Below are 25,007 nucleotides of genomic sequence, written 5' to 3' on the forward strand. Positions count from 1 at the left end.
AGCATGCCGACCATGTCCCCTATCACGCACAACCCGGAGCCCTGGATCCTCGGCGTGCTCTATTCCCTCGATGGGCCGACTGCGATTTCCTCGCGCCAGCATGTGCAGGGAATCACGCTTGCTCTCCAAGAGATCAACGCCCGCGGCGGTGTGCGTGGGCGCCTGCTGAATACCAAGGCCTATGACCCGGGATGCGATCTTGCCCTCTATCGTCAGTGCGTGGACCGACTGTTCACCGAAGATGGCGTGGACGTGGTAATCGGATGCTGCACCTCACTGAGCCGCAAGGCTGTGCTGCCCACTTTCGAGCGGCGCAATGGTCTGCTCCTGTACCCGGACCTATATGAGGGATTCGAATATTCTCCCAACGTGATCTACGCCGGCGCTACCACCAACCAAAACACCCTTCCACTTGCTCGCTATCTGCTGCGAAGCGGGGCCCGCCGCTTCGTGCTTGTCGGCAGCGACTACATCTACCCGCGCGAGTCAAATCGCGTAATGCGCGATCTGGTCGAGCGCCAAGGGGGGGCCGTGCTCGACGAACTGTACCTCCCTCTACAGCCCGATGCGGCGCGCATGGCGCAGTTAGTGGAGCGTGTGGTTGAATTGAAGCCCGACATATTATTCAGTGCGCTGGTGGGCCAGTCGATCTGCGATCTTCTGCAGGCCTGCGCCAATGCAGGCATTGATGGCTCCATCCCGATTGCCAGCCACAACATCACCGAGGCGGAGATGCTCGCCTTGCCGAAGCCCCCAGTCGCCGGCCATATAACGTCGGCACCCTTCTTCGCAAGCCTCGACACTGCACCAAGTCAGCGCTTTGTGAACGGCTTCAGGCGCGCATTTGGTGCGCAGGCGCCGGTTTCCCAGATTGCCGCCGCAGCCTACAGCGTCGTCCATCTTTTTGCACGTGCTCTCGAGAAGTCTGGAGAGATGGATACCCAGTCCATCATCGACGCGATGCGAGGTGTGCCATTTGAGGCACCGCAGGGTCAGATGGTGGTCGACTACGACAACAATCACACTTGGATGACGCCGCGCATTGGCCGCTGGAATGGCCGCGACCAGTTCGACATACTCTGGCAGGCGAGCGAAGCCGCCCAACCCGACCCGTGGTTGGTGAGCTATGGTGGTGCCGAGACGCTTGCCGAAGCTCCGGGTCCGTGAACTCTGCTTCTTTAAATACATCGACATGAGCAATGATCCGATGCGCGAACTGCGCGGCTTGAATGTGACGGTTTTGCATCCGCTGGACCGTGAGATCGAAGAATTGTTGCGCCATCTCAAGCGCATCGGGTGCCAGATCGACGCCTGCTGGCCGCCTCCGGCCAGTATTTCGGTATCGACCAGCGTTGTGTTCTTTGCAATCACCGCCGAAGGACCGCGTGTGACACTGCCACGATTCGTCAACCCCGCCCCGTGCTTGGTGGCCGTCGTCGACTACGAAAGCCCCAGTGCAGTCAAGAGCCTTCTCGAATCGGAAGCGCACTGCTTCATTACCAAACCCATCCGCCCCTCGGGCATTGTTTCCAGTCTGCTGCTGGCACGTTCGCTACACGGCTACCAATCCCGCCTACTCGCTAAGGTCAACAAGCTCGAAGAAACGCTGCGCAGTCGGCGCGAGATAGAGCGCGCGACGCAAATTTTGATGGAGATGAAGCGCCTCGACGAAGATGCCGCATACCAGTTGATTCGAAGCCAGGCCACCTCGCAGCGCCTAGGGATGGGCGCTGTGGCACGCTCCATCATTACCGCACACAGGGTATTTGACAGCACGTCCACGGCAACCTCAGGCCCGAAGTTGGCACGGAAGGTGCTTGGACTAACACGGCGCTAGCTTAGAGAGCGCTTTCATGCACCGCGGCAGGGCTGCCGCACTTCAGTTGGCTAGGAAGCCTTCGTTCAATTGCCATGCGGCAGGACGAAGGCTTTTTTGTTTTTGACTTTCAAATCTCGATCGTGAGCCCTATGCGCAAATCAACTCAATTGTTTACCGCGACGAGCATCCTCGCCGCATTTGCATTCGCGTCCGTGTCCCTGCTCGCCAGTCCCATCGCTGCGGCACAGCAAATGCCGCCTGTCGTGATTGGTACGGCGGTGGGCTTGAGCGGCGCAAACAGCATCATCGCTCCTTCTGTCGTACAGGCCACACAGCTCGCAATCGACGAAATCAACGCGGCAGGGGGAATTCTCGGACGCAAGGTGGTGCTTGAGGTTGCAGACGATGGCAGCGGTGCTGCAGGTGCCCAGAAAGCCTACGACTCGTTGCTGTTTCAAAAGAAGGTTGACGCTGTCATCTCCACGGAGACGAGTGCCGCACGCAACGCGGCACTCCCCATCGTCACCCGCGCCAAGAAGCCCTTTATCTACACCTCTTTCTACGAAGGCCGCTCCTGCAATAAGCACCTGTTCATCAACGCCTGGGTGCCGGAGCAGCAGGTTGCTTCAGTGGTCGACTACTTCAGCACAAAACTCAATACCAAGAGCTACTTCCTGATCGGAAGTGACTACGCCTTTGGCCGCGGCATGCTGGAGTTCACGCGCAAATACATTGCGTCGAAAGGACACAAGGTGGTTGGTGAAGAGTACTTGCCCATAGACGGCTCGGACTGGACAGCCATCATCAGTAAGCTCAAGGCCTCAGGCGCCGATGCCCTGATTAGCTCTACCTCAGGCGGGGCGCCCAACGTGACGCTCACCAAGCAGCTTCGGGCTGCCGGCGTCAGTCTTCCCTTCGGCAATCTGGCGGTGGATGAAGGCACCGCCAAGAGCATGGGCAGCGATGCCAAGGGTGTCTATACCGCGGGCTCCTACTACACCAGCATCGGCACGCCGCGCAACAAGAAATTTCTGTCCGCGATGAGCAAGCGCTTCGGACCGGATATGAAGACACCTAACGAGTTCTCCACGCCTCAGTACGAAGCTGTTTGGGCGTACAAACTCGCGGTTGAAAAGGCAGGCACTCTCGAGACCGACAAGGTCCTCAAGGCGCTCGGGGAAGTATCCGTCAACGGCCCACGCGGCGAGATCAAGATGGACCAGCAACACCACGCAGCGCTGACCATGTACATAGGCCAGGTGCAGGCTGACGGCAGCGTCAAGATCCTAGAGACCTTCCAGAACGTCGCTCCCGGTGCGCAGTGCCCGCAGCTGAAATAGCGCCAACTAGACGAACCAGGAACTGATGCTATGACCTTGGTGCTCGACATTCTGACCACCGCCGCCATCCTGTACGGCGTTTCGGCCGGCCTTCTGATCGTCTTCGGCGTCATGAAGATCATCAATTTCGCGCACGGTGCCTTCCTCACCGTGGGGGGATACGCCGCACTTCTGGTGACCAATTTAGGATGGAACCCCTGGTGGTCCTTGCCGGTAGCATTCGCCATCGGGGGCTTCCTTGGAGCGTTGGTCGAGCGCCTGGTGATGAAGCCGCTTTACCAACGCCCACTCGACGCCATCCTGGCGACCTGGGGATTGGCGATTGTTATGGGTCAATGCATCACCCTGGTCTTCGATCGTGGCGTGCAGTTCGTACAAAGTCCTCTCAGCGGCGCTTTTGACTTCGCCGGCGCTTCCTACTCGAGCTATAGGCTCTTGATGATTCCACTCTCGCTGGCAGTCGTCGGCGTGCTTGGCTGGATGATGAACGGATCTCGCCTGGGGCTCGTGACACGCGCAGTGATCATGAACGAAGACCTGGCCCGGGGACTTGGCATTAATACCAGCCTGGTGCGTCTGGCGACGTTCTCACTCGGTGCCGGACTCGCCGGTCTGGCTGGTTCCCTGATCACCCCGCTTTCCAGCGTCGACCCCAACATGGGCGTGCCTTGGCTTGTCAACGCCTTCATGATCGTGATGGTCTCTGGCGTTTCTCTGGTCAGTCTCGGCATCGCCTGTCTGGTACTCGGTGGCGCCCAAGTCTTGGTCAGCACCTGGGCCAATCCTATCTTGGGCGGGTTGACCATCGTAGTGCTTGCAGCGCTGATCCTTCGCGTGCGTCCGGAAGGCTTTGCACGAGGTTGAAACACACATGAACATTAGCACCCAACCCGTAGTCGCAAACCCCGCAGTGACCAGGCGTCGATTGGCCTTGCCCGTCGGTCTGGCAGCCGCAGGCATTGTTTTGCTTTTCATAGCGCCCGACGTATTGCCGACCTATCTGGTCAATACGCTCATCCGCGCCTTCCTCTATGCAGCGGTCGCCATCACAGTCGACATCCTTTGGGGCTACACAGGCATCCTGACTTTCGGCCAGTCAGCGTTCTTCGGCTTCGGCGCCTATGCGGCAGCGTTGACTTTTACGCACGTCGGCTTTGGACCAGGAACGGCCCTGATGGCCTTCGGCATCGCCATCGCCGGCGCCATGCTGGTCGCTCTAGTCGTGGGCTGGTTCGCTTTCCATCCCGGTGCCTCGGCGCTTTACGGCTCTGTCATCACCCTGGTACTGCCCATCGTTGTGAGTCAGTTGCTGTATTCCGGCGGCAGCTTCACCGGCTCAAGCAGCGGACTCGCTGGGTTCGAGAGCTTTGACCTGTCCCTCGAGGCCTGGTTCCGTATCACCGCTGGCTTCCTGCTCGTGATCACCGCGGGCGCATGGGTCTTTGTTCGCAGCGACGCAGGCCGCATTCTCGAGGCCATTCGAGATAATGAACAGCGCTGCGCGTATCTTGGGATCAATGTCTCGCGCGTAAAGATTCTGCTCATGGTCGCCTGTGGGGCGGTCGCCTCCTGCGCCGGCTTTCTCTTCGCCTGCGTGCAAATGGTGGTGGCACCGGAATACGCTGGCTTCGCGTTCGGCACCGAACTGCTGATGTGGGTCGCTCTCGGGGGGCGCGGCACTCTGCTCGGACCGGTGATTGGTACCGTGCTGCTCGACAGCAGCACCTCCTACTTGAGTGGCAGCCTTCCGTTCCTGTGGAAACTACTGAGTGGTGTGGCTTTCGTCATCGTCATCGTTGCTATGCCACAGGGGCTGCTGCCAGCGCTGCTGAACGCTGTGCGTCGATGGTGTCGGCTCGGCACCCGGGGGAGCGCTTCGCGCGCAAAGGAGGTGGCACTGCGCGTTGCCGAACCACGGCCTCTCGCTGGCTTGGCCTCGGTCGGCCGGTTTGCGCTCAGCGTCGAAGACGTCCACAAGCGCTTCGGGAGTCTTCAGGTACTGCGCGGCATCGACTTCAAGGTGCGGCCCAACGAGCTGCTGAGCTTGATCGGCCCGAACGGTGCGGGCAAAACCACCTTGATGAAATGCATCGCCGATGGCGCTGAGCGGACATCGGGAACCATCAGGCTCAATGACCATGACATCCTTCGGTCCCCGCCAGCGACTTGTGTCGCACTGGGAGCAGGTCGCAAGTTCCAGAATGCCAACGTGTTCGAGTCACTGACGGTCGCGCAGGCCATGCGGGTGTCCCGCACGCGGCTCGAGCCGCCGTCACTCTTGCGGCGTGCCTCGGTTCTCGCATTGCCGGATGCTGCGCTCGAGGTGCTGCGAGCCACTGGGCTGGAAAGGCAATTGGATGTCGCTTCGCGCGATCTCTCGCACGGTATGAAGCAAGCCCTCGAGTTGGCGATGGTGCTGGCGCTGGAACCTAACGTGCTACTCCTTGACGAACCCACGGCCGGGCTTACCAAGGCAGAACGTACGCAGATCGGAGCCATTCTGCTTGACCTGACTCGGAACTACGCTCTGTGCGTACTGCTGGTCGAGCACGACTTGGACTTCGTGCACGAGATCAGCAGCCGGATCATCGTCTTGCATCAAGGCCAGATCGTCCTCGACGGCAGCGTCGAAGAGGTTGTCAACTCCGAACTCGTTCGCGAGGTCTATGCCGGTGCTGGCGCACCTGGAGAACATGCATGAGTGCCGCACTTGAGGTCAGTGAGCTCACCGCCGGCTACGGCGGTGCAATGGTTCTGCACGGCGTGAGCCTATCGGTTGCACCGGGGGAGATCGTTGCGCTGTTGGGAAAGAACGGCATGGGCAAGAGCACGCTCTTGAAAACCATCATGGGCCTGGTTGCGGCGCAACGTGGCACGGTGTCCATCTTTGGTGAAAATGTGAGTAAGCTGCGCGCGCACCAGGTGGCTCGGCGTGCACTGGCCTACGCCCCCCAGGAGAAGCCTCTGTTCCACGACCTCAGCGTCGAGCAGAACCTGCAGCTGGGGCTGCGCGAATCGAAATCGTTCAATAGGCAATTTGAGCGCGTCGCCGACGTCTTCCCGGTTCTGGCCACGCGCCTGAAGCAGCGTGCAGGAACGCTTTCGGGGGGCGAACAGAAGATGCTGCTGATTGCGCGCGCGCTCCTTTCCGCTCCGGCGCTCATCCTGATCGACGAGATCACCGAAGGCCTGCAACCCTCGGTGATCGAACGCTTGGCGGCAATTCTCAGGAGCGAGCGCGAGCGCTCGGGAACCGCCATGTTGCTGGTAGAGCAGAACGTCAGCTTCGCGCTATCGGTGGCCGACCGCTATCTGCTGCTCAAGCGCGGCGAGATCGTCAATGCAGCCAGGGTGGATTCCAATCAAGCAGCGCAGCATATCGCGGCCGATTTGGGGCTGTGACAGCGTAATTTGCAATTTCTTCCCATTTATACGCTCATGACAGCCAACCAAACTCCGATCTCGCTGCGGATCGCCTGCGTTCAGATGGAACCTCGTGTAGGCCAGAAGGCGGACAACCTCAGGCGTAGCCTGGAGTACATCGAAGCGGCAGCGGCCGCGGGCGCACGTCTTGTGGTGTTGCCCGAGCTGTGCAACACAGGCTACGTTTTCAATTCCCGAGAGGAGGCATTCGAGGCGGCGGAGCCGGTGCCCGGTGGTCCCAGCTGCGAGGCTTGGATACGCACTGCTGCAAAGCTTGGCCTTGTGATCGTCGCTGGCGTCTCTGAACGCGTTGGCGACCGGCTCTATAACTCCGCTGCGGTCATTGGTCCCGACGGGTACTTGGGCACCTACCGAAAGAACCACCTTTGGGACGCCGAGCAGCTGTTCTTCGAGCCGGGCGACCTGGGCGTGCCGGTGTTCGAATTCGAAGGGGGGCGCTTTGCCTGCGCTATCTGCTACGACATGTGGTTTAGTGAGATCTACCGAATGGCCGCAGTCGGCGGCGCCGAACTCTTGTGTGTGCCAACAAACTGGGTTCCCATGCGACACCAGCCGTCCGACCTTCCTACCATGGCAAATCTTCTCGCGATGGGCGGCGCGCACACCAACGCGCTGTTTGTCGCCGCAGCGGATCGCATCGGCATCGAACGCGGGCAGCCCTTCCTCGGCCGCAGCCTGATCGTGGGCCCCGACGGTTGGCCACTGGCCGGACCGGCATCACCCGACAGGGAAGAAATGCTGTTGGCGGAGATTGACTTCAACACTGCTCGCCAGCTGCGCGCCCTCAACGCTAACAATCACGTGCTGAACGACCGCCGTCCGCAGGTGTATGCACAGGTTTTGCAACCTCCTCTTGCATGACCTGGCCGCTGAGCGCGTCGAGCCTCAATACCGCTTGCCTGCGCGAGCTCCTGAGGCGATCCGTGTCGATGACACTGGATCAGTACGTCGAGCCAGTGTATAGGCGTGCTGGTACCGAGAGGGCGCTGGGCCAGGACCCGGATGCGCTGTTCGACCTGCGCGCCATCTTCCAGGAGCCGTACCAGGACATCGAGCTGCACGCCTTGCCGGCCCTGCTGCATCCGCAAAAGGACCGGCACGGACTCCATAACCTGGAAAAGGTGTTTGCCCCGGATCCCAGGAGCGGCCAGGACATCTTCGCGCTGCGCGACATCGACCGCAGGCGGGGCACGCTGGTGGTGGTGCGTTCCGACCAGTATGTGGCCCAGTTCAAAGGGAAGCAACTGAACAGCACGCAGGTTTTTGGTTCGACGGTAGATGAGCGTCGCCTTCGTCCTGCGCATCGAGTGCGTACCGTAATCGGCGCGGTCTAGTCCAAGCTCATCGACCCAGTGCCCGAGGATGCGGGCGTACTGCCGGGTGCCTAAATGTGGCGAGGCGTGCAGGCGGCTGGGAAACAGGAAGTCCTCGGGCTTGAGCTTAGCCTGCTTGATCCAAGCCTGAAGCGCCTCCCGGGCCGCCAGTGTGATTTCGAACTGCACCGGGCGCTGGGTCTTGTGCTGCATGACGATGGCACGCGTTGCCATCTGATCACCGTGACACACATCCCTGACCTTCAGGGCGACCAGATCGCAGCCCCGAAGCTTGCTATCGATGCCCAGGTTGAAGAGGGCCAGTTCGCGCACTCGATGCTCCATCTGTAGACGCACCCGGAGCGCCCAAATGTCTTTCAGCTTGAAAGGAGCTTTCTGCCCGACGATCTTGCCTTTGTTCCATGGCTCGCGATGAGCCGTGTTGGTAGCGGATCCCATGATGGTCTCCCATCGAGTTGAGGGCCAACCAAGATGCGCCTACAGGCGAAATGGGCGCTTGCTCTGAGTCAAGAGGCTGTCGTACCGGCCCACCACGCCGAACGGCTGCTCTCGGGCGCGGTTCGAGACTGACACTCCCGGCCAAAAGCGGTCTCTGGTCCCCCGTGTCCGGTCTTGACGACGAGGCACCGTAGTAGTTTAGAACCGGAGGGTTTCGCCATCCTCGGGAATCAGCACCCGTTGCTCAATTTTATGGTCTTGCACAAACTCACGCAGGGCCTTGCGGGTGAGTGACATGTGGTTCACCGCATCCATGTGCACGGCCACGATGGCCGCATGGGGCGCTGCCTTGGTGGCCTGGAGTGTGTCCTGCTTGCCCATGATGATGGGATGCTCCTCAAAGCCACTCACGAGCGCGCTCCCTGTGTTGAGGATCACCACGTCGGGCTTGTGCAGCTTCAGTGCCTGATCCACTTCCGGACGCCACACCGTGTCCCCCGCCACGTAGACCGTCTTTGCCTGCGGCGCCGCAAACACGACCCCCATGACCGGGCCCATGAACGCCGCACGCGCGGGGTCGGCAAACCACAAATCCGTGCCGTGCTGACCGCCGGTCCTGCTCAGCTTCACACCCTTGAAGGTGGTGGAGCCGGTGAGCACGCGGACGTCCTGGAAGCCTTGGCTGCGAATGAGCTTGGCATCCGCTTCGTTCTGCGTGAAGACCGGCAGGCTCTTGGGGATCGCCTTTTGAGCGGCCTCATCCCAATGGTCTGTATGGGTGTGGGTCACGACCACTGCTTCCACGCTGTCCAGCACATCCTTCACTGAAAAGGGCAGCGCGACCAAGGGGTTTCTCAGTTCGCTGCGGTAAGTGCCCGGGAAGCCGGGGAACGCCCCTTGGTCCGACAGCATCGGGTCGACCAGGAAGGTCGTGCCAGCAAAGTCGATCTTCACCGTGGCGTTACGGATCTGCTGCACTTTGACCGAGGTGCCGGTGACGGTTGCCGGTGCAGACCAGGCGGTTGCCGCAAAGGCGCCCAGCGACAGCGAGACCAGCAGGGGAGTGAAAGCTTTCATCGAGAACATGGGGGACACCCGCGTTGAGTTGAAGAGGCCTCCATGGTCGTGTCTCTCGCCCCTTTGTAGAATTGACCCAAGCGTCAATATTCGAAAGAATTGGGCCACTTCACCCAGGAGCTCCATGTCAAAGCGACTTCCCCTCGTGGCCCTCGTGAGCTACCCGCACTTCAGCCCGTTTCACTTTGGCGTGCCGTTCTTGATCTTCAGTGCGCAGTTGCCCGAGCAGGCGCTGTTCGATCTGAAGATCGTCACGCCAGGCGGCACCGCGCTGGCGGCCGAGCGGGCCTTGTTCGTCCAACCCGATGGCGGGCTGGAGTTGCTGGCCAAGGCTGACATCGTCGTGATCCCCGGTTGGCATGATCTGGCCGAGCGTCCTGAGCCCGAGCTGATGGCCGCCTTGCGCCAGGCCCGCCAGCGGGGTGCCCATGTGGTGGGGCTGTGCTACGGCGCGTATGTCCTCGCCTATGCGGGCTTGCTGGATGGCAAACGCGCATCCACACACTGGATGGCGGAGCAGGATTTCAAGCTGCGCTTTCCGCAAGTGCAACTGGACATGAATGCGCTGTATGTCGATGACGATGGCCTGATCACATCGGCGGGAACAGGGGCGGGCCTGGACTGCTGCCTCTACATCGTGCGCAAGTTCTACGGCCAGAAAACGGCCAACAAAGTCGCCCGGATGATGGTGGTGCCGCCTCACCGCGAAGGAGGACAGGCTCAGTTCATTGAACAGCCGCTTGCCCCTTCCACGCAAGATGCCAGGATCAATCAGTTGCTGGACCATTTGCGCCAGCACCTGAACCAGGTCCACTCGGTCGATGCGCTGGCCCAACGCGCCGCCATGAGCCGGCGCACGTTCACGCGCCACTTCAGCAAGGCGACCGGCATGTCGTTGGGAGACTGGCTCATCAACGAACGCCTGCAGCGGACCCGAGAGCTGCTGGAAAGCACCACCTTGCCGGTGGAAGCCATCTCTGACCTGGTCGGATTTCAGAACCCGACCTCGCTGCGTCAGCACTTCAAGCGCAGAAACCAGGTCAGTCCCAGTGAATGGCGAAGAACCTTTGGGCGCGCGTGAGCTTTGTCTGCTCCGGGTCGATTTGCGACATTGAGCCCCTTTAGCTTTGACCTGTTAGATAAGTTCTGCGTGGTGAAGGTGGCGGGATTGAATGCAAATCGTTGATGAGTTTGGGATGGAAATCGGTGGAGGGCTTGTTGTGCGAACGCCTAGTGGGTTTGCTCCAAAATACTCATCCGGGTGCCCACTTGGCTTCCGGGCAATGGTCGCCACTGCCAATGAAACGCAACAGCCCTACTCGGTTAATCGCAACACCAGTCAACGACTTCCTTCTCAAAGGAAACGCAACAGTAGCCTGGTGCACTTAGATCGACGCTATAGATTTCCTGAGTCGGCCCCAGGCCGGCAGCCAGCGACATCATGCGGTCGCTCATTTCGCCATACAGTTCAAAGTTTGGAGAGAGGCAGACGAGCCCCTTATGCTCGACCAGATCGCGCAGTTGAAAAAACGGCTGTCCCATCTTCACACCCAAAGCTTTTGCCTCGTCGGAGCGTGAGATGGCACAGCCGTCGTTATTGCTCAGGACGACAACGGGAATGCCCTGCAATGAGGGTCTGAACGCCCGCTCGCAGGTAACGTAGAAGTTGCTGCCATCAATGAGCGCGAACATACATGCTCATGCAAAGCGCTTGATGCAAGACTTGACCACACCCCAGATTTCCAGCTCTTGATTTTCTTTGGGGACGATATCGGGATAGGTGGGGTTGCCGGCTCGGAGCCTGAAATTGCCGCCGGCGTTGTACAAGACCTTGACGGTGAAGTCATTGTCAAGAACGGCCACGACGATGCTGCCGTGACGAGCCCGCAGTGCCCGGTCCACCACGATGAGGTCGCCGTCATCGATGCCGTACTCGCGCATAGACGGCCCGGCCACGCGCAACAGGAATGTGGCTTGCGGGTGCTCAACCAGCAACTCGGCGATGTCCAGCCGTTTGCCAGAGAAGTCCTCGGCCGGAGAGGGGAAGCCTGCGTGCACGCTGCAATCTGCCAGAGGCAAAGCAACTGGGGAGGCAGTGAGTTGGACGGGCATGCCGCTCAGTAGTCGATGGCTGTACGTGCATACAGCATAACGATTGATAGAGATCAGGCACTAAGAATCCACTTTGATATCGATTGCTTTCCACTTGTGGAGTGAGTGACTGGGCGCGTTCGTGCGTTGACATGAGCGTCTTGAGGGAGCAACGTGGATTGATCGCTGCCGGCCAAACAAGGTGCTCAATCGCGCATCGATCTCTACAGAGCCAAGCAGCATAGTGAGTAATAAAAAAAGTGGCCTCGAGGGCCACTTTTTTGATGTCGCGAATTCATTAGATTTCAAACAGCGATCGATCCTTGTCCTTGATCCACGTTGGAGGCTTACCGCGGCCAGTCCAAGTTTGGCCTGTGCTGGGGTCACGATACTTTGGCGCAACCGAAGATCCAGCGTTTGCGCGCTTTTGCTTCCCTGAAGAAAAGATGTCGCTTTCGGTAAGCCCAAACGCCTCAATGAGCTTTCGGATTTCCTGCACTGCCACAGCGAGCTCTGCTTTTCTAGCAGCTGCAATCTGTTGCTCAAGGGCTGCACGTTGTGCCAGTAATTGTTGATACGAGCTGTTGGAGTTCGTCATGTTGCTTTCGACACTTGGTCATTGATGGTGATACGCAGGTGCATGATTCTGAGGCAGATGCGGCATCTTTTGAACCTTCGATTACCCGAAATAGCTATTACTTACTAGTCACGGACGATGGTCTCAAACTTCCAGGCAGGGTGGAAGCGGTCCCGTTATATAGGTTCCACCTTTGTCGTGCCGGAAAACCAAGGTAGCAGTTGCCGCTGACAATGTAAAGCCACTCTGTAGCTTCTACAGCCAAAATTAGAAGCAGGCACAGCTAGAAATCACTGACGGAACAGAAGCATCGACATTGATTTCGACTGAATCACACCGAGTTTGGCGGAGGCTAGTTGGTTGAAGTGCAGGCGTCAGCCCGCACAGGTTTGGCAAATTGCCGCGAGTAGCTTACCTCGGCTTCTGCTGGCGGTGTATGCCCTATGGGCTCCAGTAGGCGCTGGTGGTTAAACCAATGGACCCATTGCAAGGTCGCCAGCTCCAGGGATTCCCTTGTTCTCCAAGGCCCCGCTTGTGGATGAGCTCCGTTTTGTACAGGCCATTGATGGTCTCCGCCACGGCGTTATCCTAGGAATCCCCTGCACTCCCAACTGAGGGCATCAGACCTGTCTCGGCCAAACGTTCGGTATAGCGCTCGGATACGTATTGGCTGTCTCTGTCGGAGCGGTGTACCAAACCCGCCTCCAAGCTTGGCTGCCTTGCGTACAGGGCTTGGTCTGGCGCATACACCACAAATTCGGTGCAAATGTGGCTGCTGACTCGCCAGCCCACAATGCGGCAGGCATAGACATCAATCACAAACGTCACAAACTTCTGCCCTTGCCACGTCGATAAATAGGTGAAGTTAGCGACCTAAAGCTGGCCTGGGCGCTGTGCTGGGTACTGTCGATTGACGAGGTCTAATGTGTATGGTCTTGCAGCATCTGGGTGTGTCGTAGGCACTTTCTTGCGACGTCTTGCACCTTCAAGTCCCAGTTTGTGCATCAGGCGTTGCACCGTGCAGCGGGCAATTGGCAAACCCTCTCGGTGCATTTGCTTCCAAACTTTGACTGCCCCGTGAACCTGCCAGTTGGCTTGCCACACACGTTGAATATGGCCGCAACGTTCTGCGTCTGATTGGCTCCGGCTGCAGCGCAGCCACGGGCAGTTTCTTTGCTGAACCATGCTTCTATAGCCTGAAGAGGCAATTTGCAGCAGCTTGCAAATTGCCTCGGTCCCATAGACATTGCAGTACTTGTCTACGAAGTCAATCAGCTCTTTATTCTTCGAGCTAGCTCCGCCTGCGCAGAAAGCGTTCGCAGGCTTCAGGATGTCGTTGGCCCTGCCCAATTCTTTGTTTTCCCGCTCAAGCGGTTTGAGTCGTTCACGCTCATCCGTGGTGAGTCCTGGTCACAGGCCCATGTCGACTTCATTGCGTTGAATCCACCCGTGCAGGGTGCTGACAGAACAACCAATTTTAGGCGCCATCGATTCACACGCACCCCACAGCGATGCGTAAGCCAATGATCTGTTCTTCTGTAAATCTCTTTTTCACGTCCAATCTCCTGTCTTCGGGATTGGACTTTAGAGCCAGACGCTACTCAAATCCGGTATGGGGACGTCGGGATCGGCGGATAAGCCAACCCACAACTAAAAGACGCTATCGCAATACCAACTGGAAGCAGTACTGCTTCTCCGTTCCCTGACGATTTGGCTGGATCAGAAGGTGTCTTGGTTAGGCCCTTCGACAAGCTACCGGACTTGTTAAGTCATTACTCGAGCCATCTGGCCTTGGTTGGCCTGTGCCAGACTTTAGTCGGCTGTGCACGCTAAAGTTGAGTCTGGATGTTAACGTCCGGTATAGGCGCAGACAAGCAGGTCTGCATTTTCCGGTAGATTAAACGGGCATCAAATGCTTGGTGTTAGGTGAATGGAAACAAAAAAACATCTCACTGAGCGCCGTCTTTAGTGGCGAAAACTGCACATCGGAATTTATGCACAGAAGCTGTAAATATGGGCGATTAGCGTGAGCTTCAATGAAGTACGTGATGCGGCTCTTATAGCCGATCTACTCAAATAATTCCCCGAAACCAAGCTGTGCATATTTCACTGGTGATCGTGCATATGACGCACGGCCCGTTTATGAAGCGTTTATCAAAAGTAGTGCTGTCTCTATTAGCTCTTACAAAGAAATGCCGGAAAACGCAAAGGACACTCCCTTTTTTACCGAGAAGTGGCTGTTGATTTGGAAGAAGAATAGAAGGATATGGAAAGTGTAGGGTCACTACTACCGACAAAGCTCTGTGGACAAAAAACTAACTGCATAAGATTAATGGGCGAGCTGGTCATGTTCAGAAATTTTGGGCGCTATTTAATGAGCTCCACATTTCTGTAGAAATGAACAATAGGTTCACTGAACGTGGTTACCCACCGACCCTCGCGGTGGCATAGCTTCGTCTGGAGGTTGGGGTTAGTTCGACCTAAAACAGGTTGACGCAATCGTGTCGGATTAGGGTAGAGCGTTCTCGTAGAAGTCAAGTATTAGCATTTTGAAAGTAATGTTAATCCACCTTGATCTGATATCAGATGATATCAAATGATATATTTATATTAATTGAGTTACTTTGGAAGATGAGTGTGTCGATTGAAAATAATTTTTATTTTATCCATTAATAAATCAATAAGGTAATGATATTGATTTAATTGAAATATGGTCAGAGTCTAATTGCTTTTTATTAAAGATAATTAAAATTCACGATCAGAGTATAAATATTTTACCTCAAAGATTCCGGCAGTATAAATTCAATCGGATATTGGATATTTTTAAATTCCAGAGTGGCGCGAACTGGTAGTGATGTTGGCGTAATGTGGCAAGAATATGCGGTTCTATTATGTTTTAATTTGTATTAATTCGTAACGACGGGAAAATTAATTCCTGGCGAAAAAGTGAATAATTATACATAAACTAATTTAAGAAAATTTGCGCTGGATTTTCTCCATGCAGCGAGATATGTTAAAAATACCTTTGGTGCGTGGGAAATTTCTTTTCCCTTTTATTGAAGCGACTTGCTTTTCGAATAGAGAAATTGAATCTCTGTTGATGAAAAATAAGTTGCCTATTTACTTGTATGGAAAACAAGATTGCTATGTTCCTTTGAGGAATGCAGTTCAGTTTTCTGATGCGGCTAGGCGAATGCGCGGATCTTATGATGTTGGTTACTTGCTTTCTAAAAAAATCAACTTCGAATATTTATCCGATAAATCTCAATCGATCATAAATGGATCTCCGGATCTTTATTCGGCTTTGCACAATTTTAGTGCGAGAGCGCAAATAGAAAATACTGATTTATTAATAAAAATAGAGTTTCATGGATCTTTTTTAAGAGTCTGTGGATCGTTTAAAAATACATCTGCGTTGCAAAATATTGAAAACTTTCAATGGATAAATAATTTAATTTTCATTGAGATAGTCCGACAGTTTGCTGGTAATGATTGGATGCCTGAATGCATGGCATTTAATGCATATTACATGCCATCTGATGATGTACGCGCAATTTGGAGTAGGTGTAAATTTACGTCTGCACACCGAGAAGCTTGGATCGAGATTCCAATATGCTATTTAAGCATGCCGCCAATTAATAAAAAAATATTCGGCAAAGAAAATGAAATAGATGTTCTTAACTATTCTAATTCATTAATTGATGCACTTAGACTAATGTTGCCTTCTTATCTGGATGGAAAAGTTCCGACTGTATTTGATATAGCAGAAATGGCAAATGCTAGTACAAGAAGTTTGCAGCGCGCGTTAGCAGATTCAGGTTTAAGCTATCGTGGAATACTAAATGAAATAAAATTCAATAAGGCTATGCATCTTTTGACTGATTCAGATACAAAGATTGTTGATGTTGCACTATCTTTGGGTTATTCGGATGCGGCCCATTTTACACGCGCATTTCAAAAAATAGCAGGTGTTCCGCCGTTGAGGTTCCGAGTTTTTAGCAAAGAAATGATGCTTAGATAAGATTAACCTATTGATAGTATTTGCGTTACTGAGAAATTACAGAATTTATGATTCATCTGCAGGATAGCTTATGAGTGAAATACTTGAAAATTCTCATTTTTGGTTTGCTGTATATACACGCCCGAAGCTTGAAGCCGTTGCAGTTGAGAACCTTATTGCGCAGGGGTTTGATGCCTATCTTCCACTCTACAAACAGTTCAAAAAAAATGGCGAAAATTTCAAAGTTGTTTTTGAGCCTATGTTTCCAAGATATGTGTTCTTTCGACCAGTAAATTCTGCTCAGTCTATATTGCCGGTTAGCTCCACACGTGGTGTATCACACGTGATTCGCTTTGGATCTCAGATTGCTAAGATAGCTCCGGAAGTTCTTAACGCAATCAGACATATAGAAATAGAGCGCACTGCATTAGATGAAGATGAGCTTATTAAATTACGTCCGGGTGATCGTGTTCGAATTAATGAAAAAGCATTAAAAGGTATCGAAGGCGTAGTTAATAAGGTTTCTAGTCGTCGCGTATCGGTATTGCTTCAAATATTAGGCCGTCCTTTGCTTGTTAACATAGAGCCACATAGACTGGAGTCAGCATAAGATTGTCGGTAAATATCTTGTTGACTTGTTGACTTGTTGACTTGTTGACTTGTTGAGTTGTTGAGTTGTTTTGTTAGTGCGATAAGATGTTGGTTTCACTTATATGTTTCCGCCTCTCTAGGCGAAAACATTGCGGTAGCCTGCGTGCTTATTTTCTTTTAATTTCAAAATTTATTAACAATTGAGTGCTGATCTAAAGAAAATTATTCTTGAATAATTTTTCGCCTAAATTCTGGTCATGTACAATTTTTAGAAAAAATGGATTTCAATGCATCAAAAAATTGAATATAAATGCTTGAAAAATTTTAAGTACTGCTTGTTTGCAGTACAAGTTTTATTAGTATCTAGTCTTGCCGGTTGCGCATTGGCACCTGGACAATTTATGCAACAAGGCTTTGCCAATGATTTAATTAAACCTCTGAAAAATTATGGAGTATCGTCAATTGATGAAAATGAAGAGCAGAAATCTAATAGTTCTAAGGAAGTAACGGATCAAGTAAAAATTTCTACGAATCAACTTATAAATATTACCTCGGATCTGATACGGGTGCAGAATAGGAATAAATCCTATGAGCTCAGTTCAGAAGTGCGCGCATTATTTGGAACACCAAGACCTTATCAAATCGGCCCAGGTGATATCCTTAATATTGTTGTCTGGGATCATCCCGAGCTTGCTCTGATTCCTGCTGCATCTTCGCTTACGAGTGATGTTTCCAGCGTATCGCCAGTGGGTAACGGATATAACGTCAGTTCTGCCGGCTACATCCAGTTTCCCTATGTCGGCGGTGTAAATCTCGAAGGTCTTACCGAGTTTGAGGCACGGGATGTACTTACGCAGAAACTATCCAAATATGTAAAGAAGCCCCGCATTACTTTGCGTATACAGTCTTATCGCAGTGGTCGCGTCTATATCGATGGTGAGGTTCGCGCTCCAGGGTTGCAAGCTATCAACGACATTCCAATGACCCTACCTGAAGCGATTAATCGTGCCGGGGGGTTCACTGTCCTTGCCGACCGTGCGAGCGTGATGATATCTCGGGATGGAAAAACTACTGCGATCGATATGCAACGATTGCTGGAGTTGGGTATTAATCCATCGCTGATTCTTCTGAGTAAGGGAGATTTAGTCCGCGTGCTAAGTAAAGAGGAATCCAAGGTCTATATTCTTGGCGAGGTGACGCGCCCAATGGCACAGCCTCTGCGTAATGGAAAACTCAGTTTAAATGAGGCTCTTGGAGAAGCAGGCGGAATTAGCACCATCACTGGCGATCCAAAACAGGTCTATGTAGTGCGACCGTTGCCCGACGGAAATTCTGAGATATTTCACCTAGATGCAAGTTCTCCAATGGCCTATGCCTTATCCGAAGGCTTTGCACTTAAGTCGCGTGATGTGGTGTACGTCGATCCTGCACCTGTTGTGCGATGGAACCGTGTCATCAGCCAGATCTTGCCTAGTGCTTTAGCTATCAACAATGCATCCGCTGCGGCGACCCGTTGAGCAGCGACAAGATGCAAAACATACTGGTTCTTTGTATAGGCAATATTTGCCGCAGTCCTCTGGCTGAAGCGTTGTTGCGACGTCAGCTTCCCAGTAAGACTATTTGGTCGGCCGGTATGAAAGCGTTGGTCGGTAACCCTGCCGATCCGGAGTCCGTAGCTGTAGCTGTGCAGCATGGCTTGGATTTATCTGCTCATCGAGCCCAGCAACTTACCGCCTGGATGTGCCAGCGGGCAGAACTAATCCTACTAATGGAACAGAGTCAAAAATTTGACTTGGAGCAGCAATATCCCTGGACCAGAGGCAAGGTTTTCAGACTGGGGGACTGGAGCGATTTCGACATTGTCGATCCGTACCTACAGTCGCGCGAGGCCTTCAATGTCGCTTATGCCTGCATCTCACGGGGGGTTACCGATTGGGTGCCCCGCATCAAGCAACTTGGCTAGTGCGTTATCGGTGAACTGAGCATCAATCAACGCTAGATGCAGAAGCAATTGAAAGCATGAATCTTCCTCCTTACAAAAACGTCACACAACTTGATCAATCTGCGGGATCTCCTGTGTACGACGACGAAATCCATTTAATTGATTTGCTCGATGTAGTTTTTGACAGCCGTTGGCTTATCGCGGGCATAACAGCGCTAGCACTTTGCATCGGGTTCGCTTATACATTATTAAGCCCCCCGGTCTACCAGACTGATATCTTGATCCAAGTTGAAGACACGAAGGTCATAGGGGCGAATGGCTTGCTGAATGACGTTAGCAGCATGTTCGATATTAAATCTCCAGCGGTTGCTGAGATCGAGATTTTGCGTTCACGCATGGTGATTGGTGAGGCGATAGCCAATTTGCACCTCGATCTGGAGGTCACTCCCAAGTACATACCGCTTGTTGGTCGCTGGCTTGCACGACGTGCGACCGGGCTGTCTGAACCTGGATTTCTGGGTATGGATGGCTATGTCCGAGGTACAGAAGCGCTTCAGGTGGCCAACTTCACTGTTCCCAAGAGTCTAGAAGGCAAGGTACATACGGTTGTACTCACAGAAAAGGGTTACCAGTTGGTCTCGCCAGACGGCGAGCTTTTGGGCGAAGGAACTATCGGTAAGTCTATGCACATCCAGTATCCAGAAGGCGAGGGCAGCCTGCTGGTGGTCGGTGCTAATGGAAAAGCCGGTGCTGCATTTTATGTCACTCGCTATTCAAAGGCAGATGTCATCGGACAGTTCCAGGACAAGATCAGTATTGGTGAGAAGGGCAAACAGTCAGGCATGATCCGCAGCACCCTTGAGGGTAGCGATCCTCTGCAGATCTCCCAGACGCTCAACGAGATTGGCAGGCTCTACGTTAGTCAAAACACCCAGCGAAAGGCTGCAGAAGCAGCAAAATCGCTAGCCTTCCTTGAGACTCAGCTACCCCAACTTCGCAAGGAGCTCGAGGAGTCCGAGCGGAAGTTCAATCAGTATCGCAGTCAGAACAATGTCTTCGACCTTGAGGGCGAGGCAAAGGTAATGCTTGATCATGGGGCGAAACTGCATATAAGCCTCGTGGAGCTACAGCAAAAGCGCAAGGAAATTGAGGCTCGGTTCACCAGTGCCCACCCTAGCTTGCAGATCATTGACAACCAGATAAACAGCATCAATGCCGAGCTTGCCAAGTTAAATAGCCGCGCTCGAACTTTCCCTTCCGTGGAGCAAGATCTGCTGCGCTTAACACGCGATGTAAAGGTTAACAACGAACTCTATATTTCGCTGCTCAACAGCGTTCAACAGTTGCGCTTGGTCAAAGAGGGCAGAGTCGGTAATGTCCGGCTAGTGGATGAAGCTATCGTGCCTGAGTTGCCGGTCAAGCCTCGTAGTGCATTGATCGTGGTGCTAAGCACTGTTTTAGGCTTGATAGTTGGACTGGGTCTGTCATTTGCTCGGAACAACCTTCGCGTTGGCCTCAAGGATCCGTCGGAAATCGAGCAGCACAGCAGCCTTCGCGTGCTCGCAACCATACCGCATTCCGAGGTTCAAGCTGAGCAGGCCAAAGCTATCGCTGGCAAACTGCCTGGCAATCACGTGTTAGCTATTCAAGCGCCTGACGATCCAGTGGTCGAGAGCATGCGTAGCCTGCGAACCGCGCTGCAGTTCGTCATGCTTGATATGCCTAGCAGCTTGGTGCTTTTTACAGGCCCTACGCAGGGCGTCGGTAAATCATTTACCAGCGTCAACTTTGCCACGATAGTTGCTGCGGCCAGCAAACGCGTGTTGCTTATCGACGCTGATCTGCGCAAAGGACATCTGAACAGCTATTTCGGACAGGGCCGTACAGGAGGACTGAGCGAAGTGGTCAGCGGCAGCATGGCATTTGGTGATGCAGTGCGTCGTGAGGTTGTGCCAAATGTTGACTTCTTATCCACAGGCATTTTGCCGCCAAATCCCGCGGAATTACTTACAAATTCGGCCACCCAGGCATTACTGAAGCAAGTTGCCACTCAGTACGACTTTGTAGTTTTAGATGCGCCTCCTGTACTGGCTGCGTCTGATGCCGCCATCTTAGCGCCTCTGGTGGGCGCGGTATTCATGCTTGCGCGGGCCGAGGTGACTAGCCTTGGCGAGCTGCAGGAGGCCTCTAAGCGGTTGGCTCAGGCCGGAGCTGAAGTGCGCGGCGTCGTTTTCAACGATCTTCACATGGCGACGCGGCGTTACAGCTACGGCCTGGGCTACAGGCATGGCAAATACCGCTATGTCAACTACGAATACTGATTTCTTCCACCGGCTTTCGTCCGCTATTGAAGTGTGTCAATGCCAGAAACCTCGTTGCAGCAAAATGAATCTATCACAAGCAAATATAGCCGTGATTGGGCTAGGTTACGTCGGATTGCCATTGGCTGTCGAATTTGGAAAGCACCGTAACGTGCTTGGATTCGACATTAATGCAGAGCGTATTGCTGAATTGAAAGCAGGACACGATAGCACATTGGAAGTGGCATCGTCAGACCTTACAGCGGCTAACCGTTTGAGCTTTAGTAACACGTCCTCAGATTTGGCTTCCTGTCAAGTTTTTATTGTCACCGTACCCACTCCGGTTGACAACGTTAATCGACCAGACCTTACGCCGTTAGTCAAGGCTAGTGAGACTGTTGGCAAAGCCATGCCTTCTGGGGCTGTCGTCATTTTCGAGTCCACGGTTTATCCCGGAGCTACTGAGGAAGTTTGTGTACCAGTACTCGAGAAATTTAGCGGAAAAAAATTCAATGTCGATTTCTTCTGCGGTTATAGCCCTGAACGTATCAACCCTGGTGACAAGGTGAACACGCTGAAAAAGATTAAGAAGATCACAAGTGGATCCACTCACCAGGTAGCACGTGAAGTTGATGCTCTCTATGGCTCCATTATTTCCGCTGGAACATACCAAGCTAGCAGTATCAAGGTAGCGGAAGCCGCCAAAGTCATCGAGAACACTCAGCGTGACTTGAATATTGCCCTTGTTAATGAACTCTCCGTCATATTCGATCGCATCGGTATAGACACCCTAGATGTTCTCGAGGCAGCCGGTAGCAAGTGGAATTTTCTTCCCTTCCGTCCTGGGCTCGTCGGAGGCCACTGCATTGGCGTTGATCCGTACTATCTTACCCACAAAGCTGAGGAAGTGGGCTACCACCCACAAGTCATTCTTGCTGGTCGTCGCATCAACGACAACATGGCCCGCTATGTGGCGCGCAACACCATCCGACACATGCTGCTCAATGGTATGGATGTTTCTCAATGCCGCATTGGCGTACTAGGTGTCACCTTCAAGGAAAACTGTCCTGATATCCGCAACAGCAAGATCGTAGACATGGTCAATGAGTTCAGAGCATGGGGGGCTAGTGTGGCGATAGCCGACCCCTGGGCCGATGCTGAGGAAGTTGCACGCGAATATGGTCTGGAGTTAGAGGCGGTTGATCCCGATCATGCTGTGGATTCTCTAGTGGTCGCTGTGGGTCATAACGAATACCGGCAGATGCCCTTGGCAACTTTGCGTGCGTTCTGTCGCGGAAGCAAACCAGTGCTTGTGGATGTAAAGAGTCTGTTTAGTAGGAAAGAGGCTGCAGAAGTTGGCTTTACCGTTTTCCGACTTTGATGAATTTGATAAATAAGATATGAAAAACTTTGCCTTGATTGGTGCCGCAGGCTATATAGCACCGCGTCACATGCGTGCCATCAAAGACAGTGGCAACCGCCTGGCGGTTGCCTACGACATCAACGATTCTGTCGGCATCATCGACAGCATCTCTCCGCATAGCGAATTCTTCACGGAATTCGAGCGCTTCTACGAGCGTGCCAAGCAGTTGCAGCGGAGCCCGGCGTCGGCGCTCAACTACGTCAGCATCTGCAGCCCGAACTACCTGCACCATGCGCACATCGCCGCTGGTCTGCGGCTAGGTGCGGACGTGATCTGCGAAAAGCCTCTGGTGCCAACGCCCGAGCTACTGGACGAGCTAGTACGCGTAGAGCAGGAGACTGGGCGCCGTGTCTTCAATATTCTGCAATTGCGTCACCATGACGCGATCCTCAAGCTTCGCGAGAAGGTGGCTCTGGCGCCTTCAGACACTAAGTTCAATGTCGAACTGACTTACATCACCTCTCGTGGCCGATGGTACGACGAAAGCTGGAAGGGCGACCCGCGCAAATCCTTTGGCGTGGCGACGAATATTGGAGTGCACTTCTTTGACATGCTGCACTTTGTGTTTGGCCGTTTGCAGCGTAACGTTATGCACTACAGCGCCGAGAGCAAGGCTGCTGGCTATCTCGAGTACGAACGCGCCCGTGTGCGCTGGTTCCTCTCGATCGACGCAAACGATTTGCCGGAAGCGGTCAAAGGCAGGAAGCCGACTTTCCGCAGCATCGACATTAGCGGCGAGCAACTGGAGTTCTCCGAAGGTTTCACTGAGCTGCATACCACCAGCTACCAGGAGATCCTGGCCGGCAGGGGGTATGGAATCGAAGACGCTCGACACTGCATCGAGACGGTGGACACGATCCGCAGCGCACGCCCGGTGAAGGGCGACCACGGCGAGGTGCACCCCAGTGTGCACCGATTGGTTTGAAAGGCGGTAGCAACATGAGCATGAATGTCCACCCCAGTGCGATCGTTGATGAAGGCGCGCAAATCGGCAACGGTACACGCATCTGGCACTGGGTGCATGTTAGCGCCGGCGCGCGCATCGGCGATCGCTGCTCGCTGGGTCAGAACGTCTACGTCGGGAATGACGTGGTGATCGGAGACAACGTAAAGATCCAAAACAACGTGAGCGTATATGACGCGGTGACTCTGCAGGACGATGTGTTTTGCGGCCCTAGCATGGTGTTCACCAACGTCTACAACCCGCGCTCGGCTGTTTCGCGCAGAGACGAATATCGTCGCACGCTGGTGAAGCAGGGTGCCACGCTCGGCGCCAACTGCACCATTGTCTGTGGTACCACTGTGGGTGTACATGCGTTTGTCGGTGCAGGAGCGGTGATCAACAAGGACGTGCCGGCTTATGCGCTCATGGTCGGTGTGCCCGCGCGGCAGATCGGCTGGATGAGTGAGTTCGGGGAGACGCTCGACCTGCCGCTGGAAGGCCAAGCGGAAGCCATCTGTTCGCACACGGGGGATCGCTATGTGCTCGACGGTAATGCCGTGACCAAGTTGAAAGCCAATACGCCATGATCGAATTCATCGACCTCAAGAGCCAGCAAGCCCGTCTCAAAAATCAGATTGACTCTGCCATCGCACGGGTTCTGTCTCATGGCCAATATATCCTGGGCCCTGAGGTTGCGGAGCTCGAGGAAAAGCTTGCGGCCTATACTGGCGCCAAGCATTGCATTACCGTGGCCAATGGCACAGACGCTCTGCAAATCGCCCAGATGGCGCTTGGGGTCGGCCTAGGCGATGAGGTCATCACCCCTGGCTTCACCTATATTGCCACGGCCGAAACGGCCGCATTGCTGGGGGCGAAACCGGTGTACGTTGATGTCGATCCGCGTACCTGCAACTTGGATCCTGCGCTGCTGGAAGCCGCCATAACAGCGCGCACCAAAGCGATCATCCCGGTCAGCCTGTATGGCCAGTGCGCAGATTTCGACGCCATCAACGACATTGCCGCTCGATACGGGATTCATGTGATCGAAGATGCTGCGCAAAGCTTCGGCGCCAGCTACAGGGGACGAAAAAGCTGCAACCTCACCACTATTGCATGCGCTAGCTTCTTTCCCAGCAAACCCCTTGGCTGCTACGGAGATGGCGGTGCGATTTTCACCAGCGACGACGAGCTGGCAAAAATAATTCGCCAGATTGCACGCCATGGGCAGGACCAGCGGTACCACCATCTCCGCGTAGGCGTCAACAGCCGACTGGACACCATTCAGGCAGCGATATTGCTGCAGAAGCTCGCTGTGCTGGACGAAGAGATAGGAATGCGGCAGCAAGTCGCAAAATCCTATACCAATTTTCTGGAAGATGCCGCGATTACGCTTCCTCATGTGGAGGACGGCAACATAAGCGCCTACGCCCAATATACCCTTCAATTGGAAGGCCGGGAGGCGATACAGAAAATATTGGCCGAGCGGGGTATTCCTACGGCCGTGCATTACCCGCTTCCGCTCAATAAACAGCCCGCTGTACAGCGAGATCAGGCGAAACTGCCGATAGGTGACCTATTGGCTGGTCGAGTCATGAGCTTGCCGATGGGGCCTTACCTAAAGCTGGACGAGCAGTTGCAGATCTGCAAGGCCTTGCGTAGCGCACTCGACGTAAAAGCTTGATTGCTCC

Annotated in this window: 21 protein-coding genes, 4 pseudogenes and 1 other annotated feature; of the genes and pseudogenes, 19 read left to right on the plus strand and 6 right to left on the minus strand. The window is 54.2% G+C overall.

Features of this window, described 5'->3' with window-relative positions:
- The first annotated feature begins 12 nt into the window (after positions 1–12).
- The 8 genes from FSY45_RS23465 (at position 13) to FSY45_RS23500 (ending at position 7,937) form a co-directional block, all read left to right on the plus strand.
- On the plus strand, positions 13–1,167 hold the full coding sequence (locus FSY45_RS23465) for a transporter substrate-binding domain-containing protein (protein WP_187427601.1): 1,155 nt from the start codon (positions 13–15) through the stop codon (positions 1,165–1,167).
- A gap of 25 nt (positions 1,168–1,192) precedes the next feature.
- On the plus strand, positions 1,193–1,837 hold the full coding sequence (locus FSY45_RS23470) for an ANTAR domain-containing response regulator (protein ID WP_137923806.1): 645 nt from the start codon (positions 1,193–1,195) through the stop codon (positions 1,835–1,837).
- Positions 1,838–1,968: 131 nt separating this feature from the next.
- On the plus strand, positions 1,969–3,159 hold the full coding sequence (locus tag FSY45_RS23475) for a substrate-binding protein (RefSeq protein WP_148748444.1): 1,191 nt from the start codon (positions 1,969–1,971) through the stop codon (positions 3,157–3,159).
- A 30-nt stretch (positions 3,160–3,189) separates the two neighbouring features.
- Positions 3,190–4,023 carry a branched-chain amino acid ABC transporter permease gene (locus FSY45_RS23480; RefSeq protein WP_137923807.1) on the plus strand — a complete coding sequence of 278 codons (834 nt, stop codon included), beginning with the start codon at positions 3,190–3,192 and terminating at the stop codon, positions 4,021–4,023.
- Positions 4,024–4,030: 7 nt separating this feature from the next.
- Positions 4,031–5,860, plus strand: coding sequence for an ATP-binding cassette domain-containing protein (locus tag FSY45_RS23485; protein WP_137923808.1), 1,830 nt, complete (start codon positions 4,031–4,033; stop codon positions 5,858–5,860).
- The gene (locus tag FSY45_RS23490) at positions 5,857–6,561 is read left to right on the plus strand and encodes an ABC transporter ATP-binding protein (RefSeq protein WP_137923809.1); all 705 of its coding nucleotides are present in this window, start codon (positions 5,857–5,859) and stop codon (positions 6,559–6,561) included. The genes FSY45_RS23485 and FSY45_RS23490 overlap by 4 nt, the downstream gene beginning before the upstream one ends.
- A 36-nt stretch (positions 6,562–6,597) precedes the next feature.
- A complete protein-coding gene (locus FSY45_RS23495) occupies positions 6,598–7,464 on the plus strand; it encodes a nitrilase family protein (RefSeq protein WP_137923810.1) in 867 nt (288 codons plus the stop codon).
- A 68-nt stretch (positions 7,465–7,532) separates the two neighbouring features.
- The gene (locus FSY45_RS23500) at positions 7,533–7,937 is read left to right on the plus strand and encodes a hypothetical protein (RefSeq protein WP_225934870.1); all 405 of its coding nucleotides are present in this window, start codon (positions 7,533–7,535) and stop codon (positions 7,935–7,937) included.
- Here the strand turns inward: FSY45_RS23500 and FSY45_RS23505 are convergent.
- A pseudogene (locus FSY45_RS23505) lies at positions 7,824–8,375 on the minus strand (tyrosine-type recombinase/integrase); the annotation flags it as partial. The gene FSY45_RS23500 and the pseudogene FSY45_RS23505 overlap by 114 nt on opposite strands.
- Positions 8,376–8,573: 198 nt before the next feature.
- A complete protein-coding gene (locus FSY45_RS23510) occupies positions 8,574–9,461 on the minus strand; it encodes an MBL fold metallo-hydrolase (RefSeq protein WP_232776335.1) in 888 nt (295 codons plus the stop codon).
- Between the two features lie 115 nt (positions 9,462–9,576).
- Here FSY45_RS23510 and FSY45_RS23515 point away from each other — a divergent pair, with 115 nt between their 5' ends.
- Positions 9,577–10,533, plus strand: a complete 957-nt coding sequence (locus tag FSY45_RS23515) for a GlxA family transcriptional regulator (RefSeq protein WP_137923811.1) — start codon at positions 9,577–9,579, stop codon at positions 10,531–10,533.
- Between the two features lie 293 nt (positions 10,534–10,826).
- On the opposite strand, the pseudogene FSY45_RS23520 reads toward FSY45_RS23515, so the two are convergent.
- From FSY45_RS23520 to FSY45_RS23535, 4 genes and pseudogenes are all read right to left on the minus strand, one after another.
- Positions 10,827–11,144 (minus strand): annotated as a pseudogene (locus tag FSY45_RS23520) (DNA polymerase V subunit UmuC); the annotation flags it as partial.
- A gap of 6 nt (positions 11,145–11,150) precedes the next feature.
- The gene (locus tag FSY45_RS23525; RefSeq protein WP_187427602.1) at positions 11,151–11,564 is read right to left on the minus strand and encodes a LexA family transcriptional regulator; all 414 of its coding nucleotides are present in this window, start codon (positions 11,562–11,564) and stop codon (positions 11,151–11,153) included.
- Positions 11,565–11,841: 277 nt separating this feature from the next.
- A complete protein-coding gene (locus FSY45_RS23530) occupies positions 11,842–12,141 on the minus strand; it encodes an H-NS histone family protein (RefSeq protein ID WP_034359175.1) in 300 nt (99 codons plus the stop codon).
- A gap of 331 nt (positions 12,142–12,472) precedes the next feature.
- Positions 12,473–13,668 (minus strand): annotated as a pseudogene (locus FSY45_RS23535) (IS3 family transposase); the annotation flags it as partial.
- Positions 13,321–13,437, minus strand: a sequence feature (AL1L pseudoknot). (Overlaps the previous pseudogene by 117 nt.)
- A 203-nt stretch (positions 13,669–13,871) precedes the next feature.
- Here FSY45_RS23535 and FSY45_RS28530 point away from each other — a divergent pair.
- From FSY45_RS28530 to FSY45_RS23585, 10 genes and pseudogenes are all read left to right on the plus strand, one after another.
- Positions 13,872–14,021: pseudogene (locus tag FSY45_RS28530) on the plus strand (transposase); the annotation flags it as partial.
- Between the two features lie 1,097 nt (positions 14,022–15,118).
- Positions 15,119–16,141 carry an AraC family transcriptional regulator gene (locus FSY45_RS23545; RefSeq protein ID WP_080746215.1) on the plus strand — a complete coding sequence of 341 codons (1,023 nt, stop codon included), beginning with the start codon at positions 15,119–15,121 and terminating at the stop codon, positions 16,139–16,141.
- A 70-nt stretch (positions 16,142–16,211) separates the two neighbouring features.
- Positions 16,212–16,730: a transcription termination/antitermination protein NusG gene (locus FSY45_RS23550; RefSeq protein ID WP_052057683.1), complete on the plus strand. Its 519-nt coding sequence runs from the start codon at positions 16,212–16,214 to the stop codon at positions 16,728–16,730.
- 268 nt (positions 16,731–16,998) lie between these two features.
- A complete protein-coding gene (locus FSY45_RS23555) occupies positions 16,999–18,228 on the plus strand; it encodes a polysaccharide biosynthesis/export family protein (protein ID WP_052057682.1) in 1,230 nt (409 codons plus the stop codon).
- Between the two features lie 11 nt (positions 18,229–18,239).
- Complete coding sequence (locus FSY45_RS23560; protein ID WP_034359190.1) at positions 18,240–18,674, plus strand: low molecular weight protein-tyrosine-phosphatase; 435 nt, start codon at positions 18,240–18,242, stop codon at positions 18,672–18,674.
- A 56-nt stretch (positions 18,675–18,730) separates the two neighbouring features.
- Positions 18,731–20,974, plus strand: a complete 2,244-nt coding sequence (locus FSY45_RS23565; protein WP_034359172.1) for a polysaccharide biosynthesis tyrosine autokinase — start codon at positions 18,731–18,733, stop codon at positions 20,972–20,974.
- 64 nt (positions 20,975–21,038) lie between these two features.
- Entirely contained in the window at positions 21,039–22,334 is a 1,296-nt protein-coding gene (locus FSY45_RS23570; RefSeq protein WP_034359171.1) for a nucleotide sugar dehydrogenase, read from the plus strand.
- Between the two features lie 19 nt (positions 22,335–22,353).
- Entirely contained in the window at positions 22,354–23,301 is a 948-nt protein-coding gene (locus tag FSY45_RS23575; protein ID WP_034359168.1) for a Gfo/Idh/MocA family protein, read from the plus strand.
- A 14-nt stretch (positions 23,302–23,315) separates the two neighbouring features.
- Positions 23,316–23,906 carry an acyltransferase gene (locus FSY45_RS23580; RefSeq protein WP_034359166.1) on the plus strand — a complete coding sequence of 197 codons (591 nt, stop codon included), beginning with the start codon at positions 23,316–23,318 and terminating at the stop codon, positions 23,904–23,906.
- Positions 23,903–25,000: a DegT/DnrJ/EryC1/StrS aminotransferase family protein gene (locus FSY45_RS23585; protein ID WP_034359162.1), complete on the plus strand. Its 1,098-nt coding sequence runs from the start codon at positions 23,903–23,905 to the stop codon at positions 24,998–25,000. The genes FSY45_RS23580 and FSY45_RS23585 overlap by 4 nt, the downstream gene beginning before the upstream one ends.
- Positions 25,001–25,007 lie beyond the last annotated feature (7 nt).

The organism is Comamonas sp. Z1, assembly GCF_008121555.1.
Classification (GTDB): Bacteria; Pseudomonadota; Gammaproteobacteria; order Burkholderiales; family Burkholderiaceae_C; genus Comamonas; species Comamonas thiooxydans.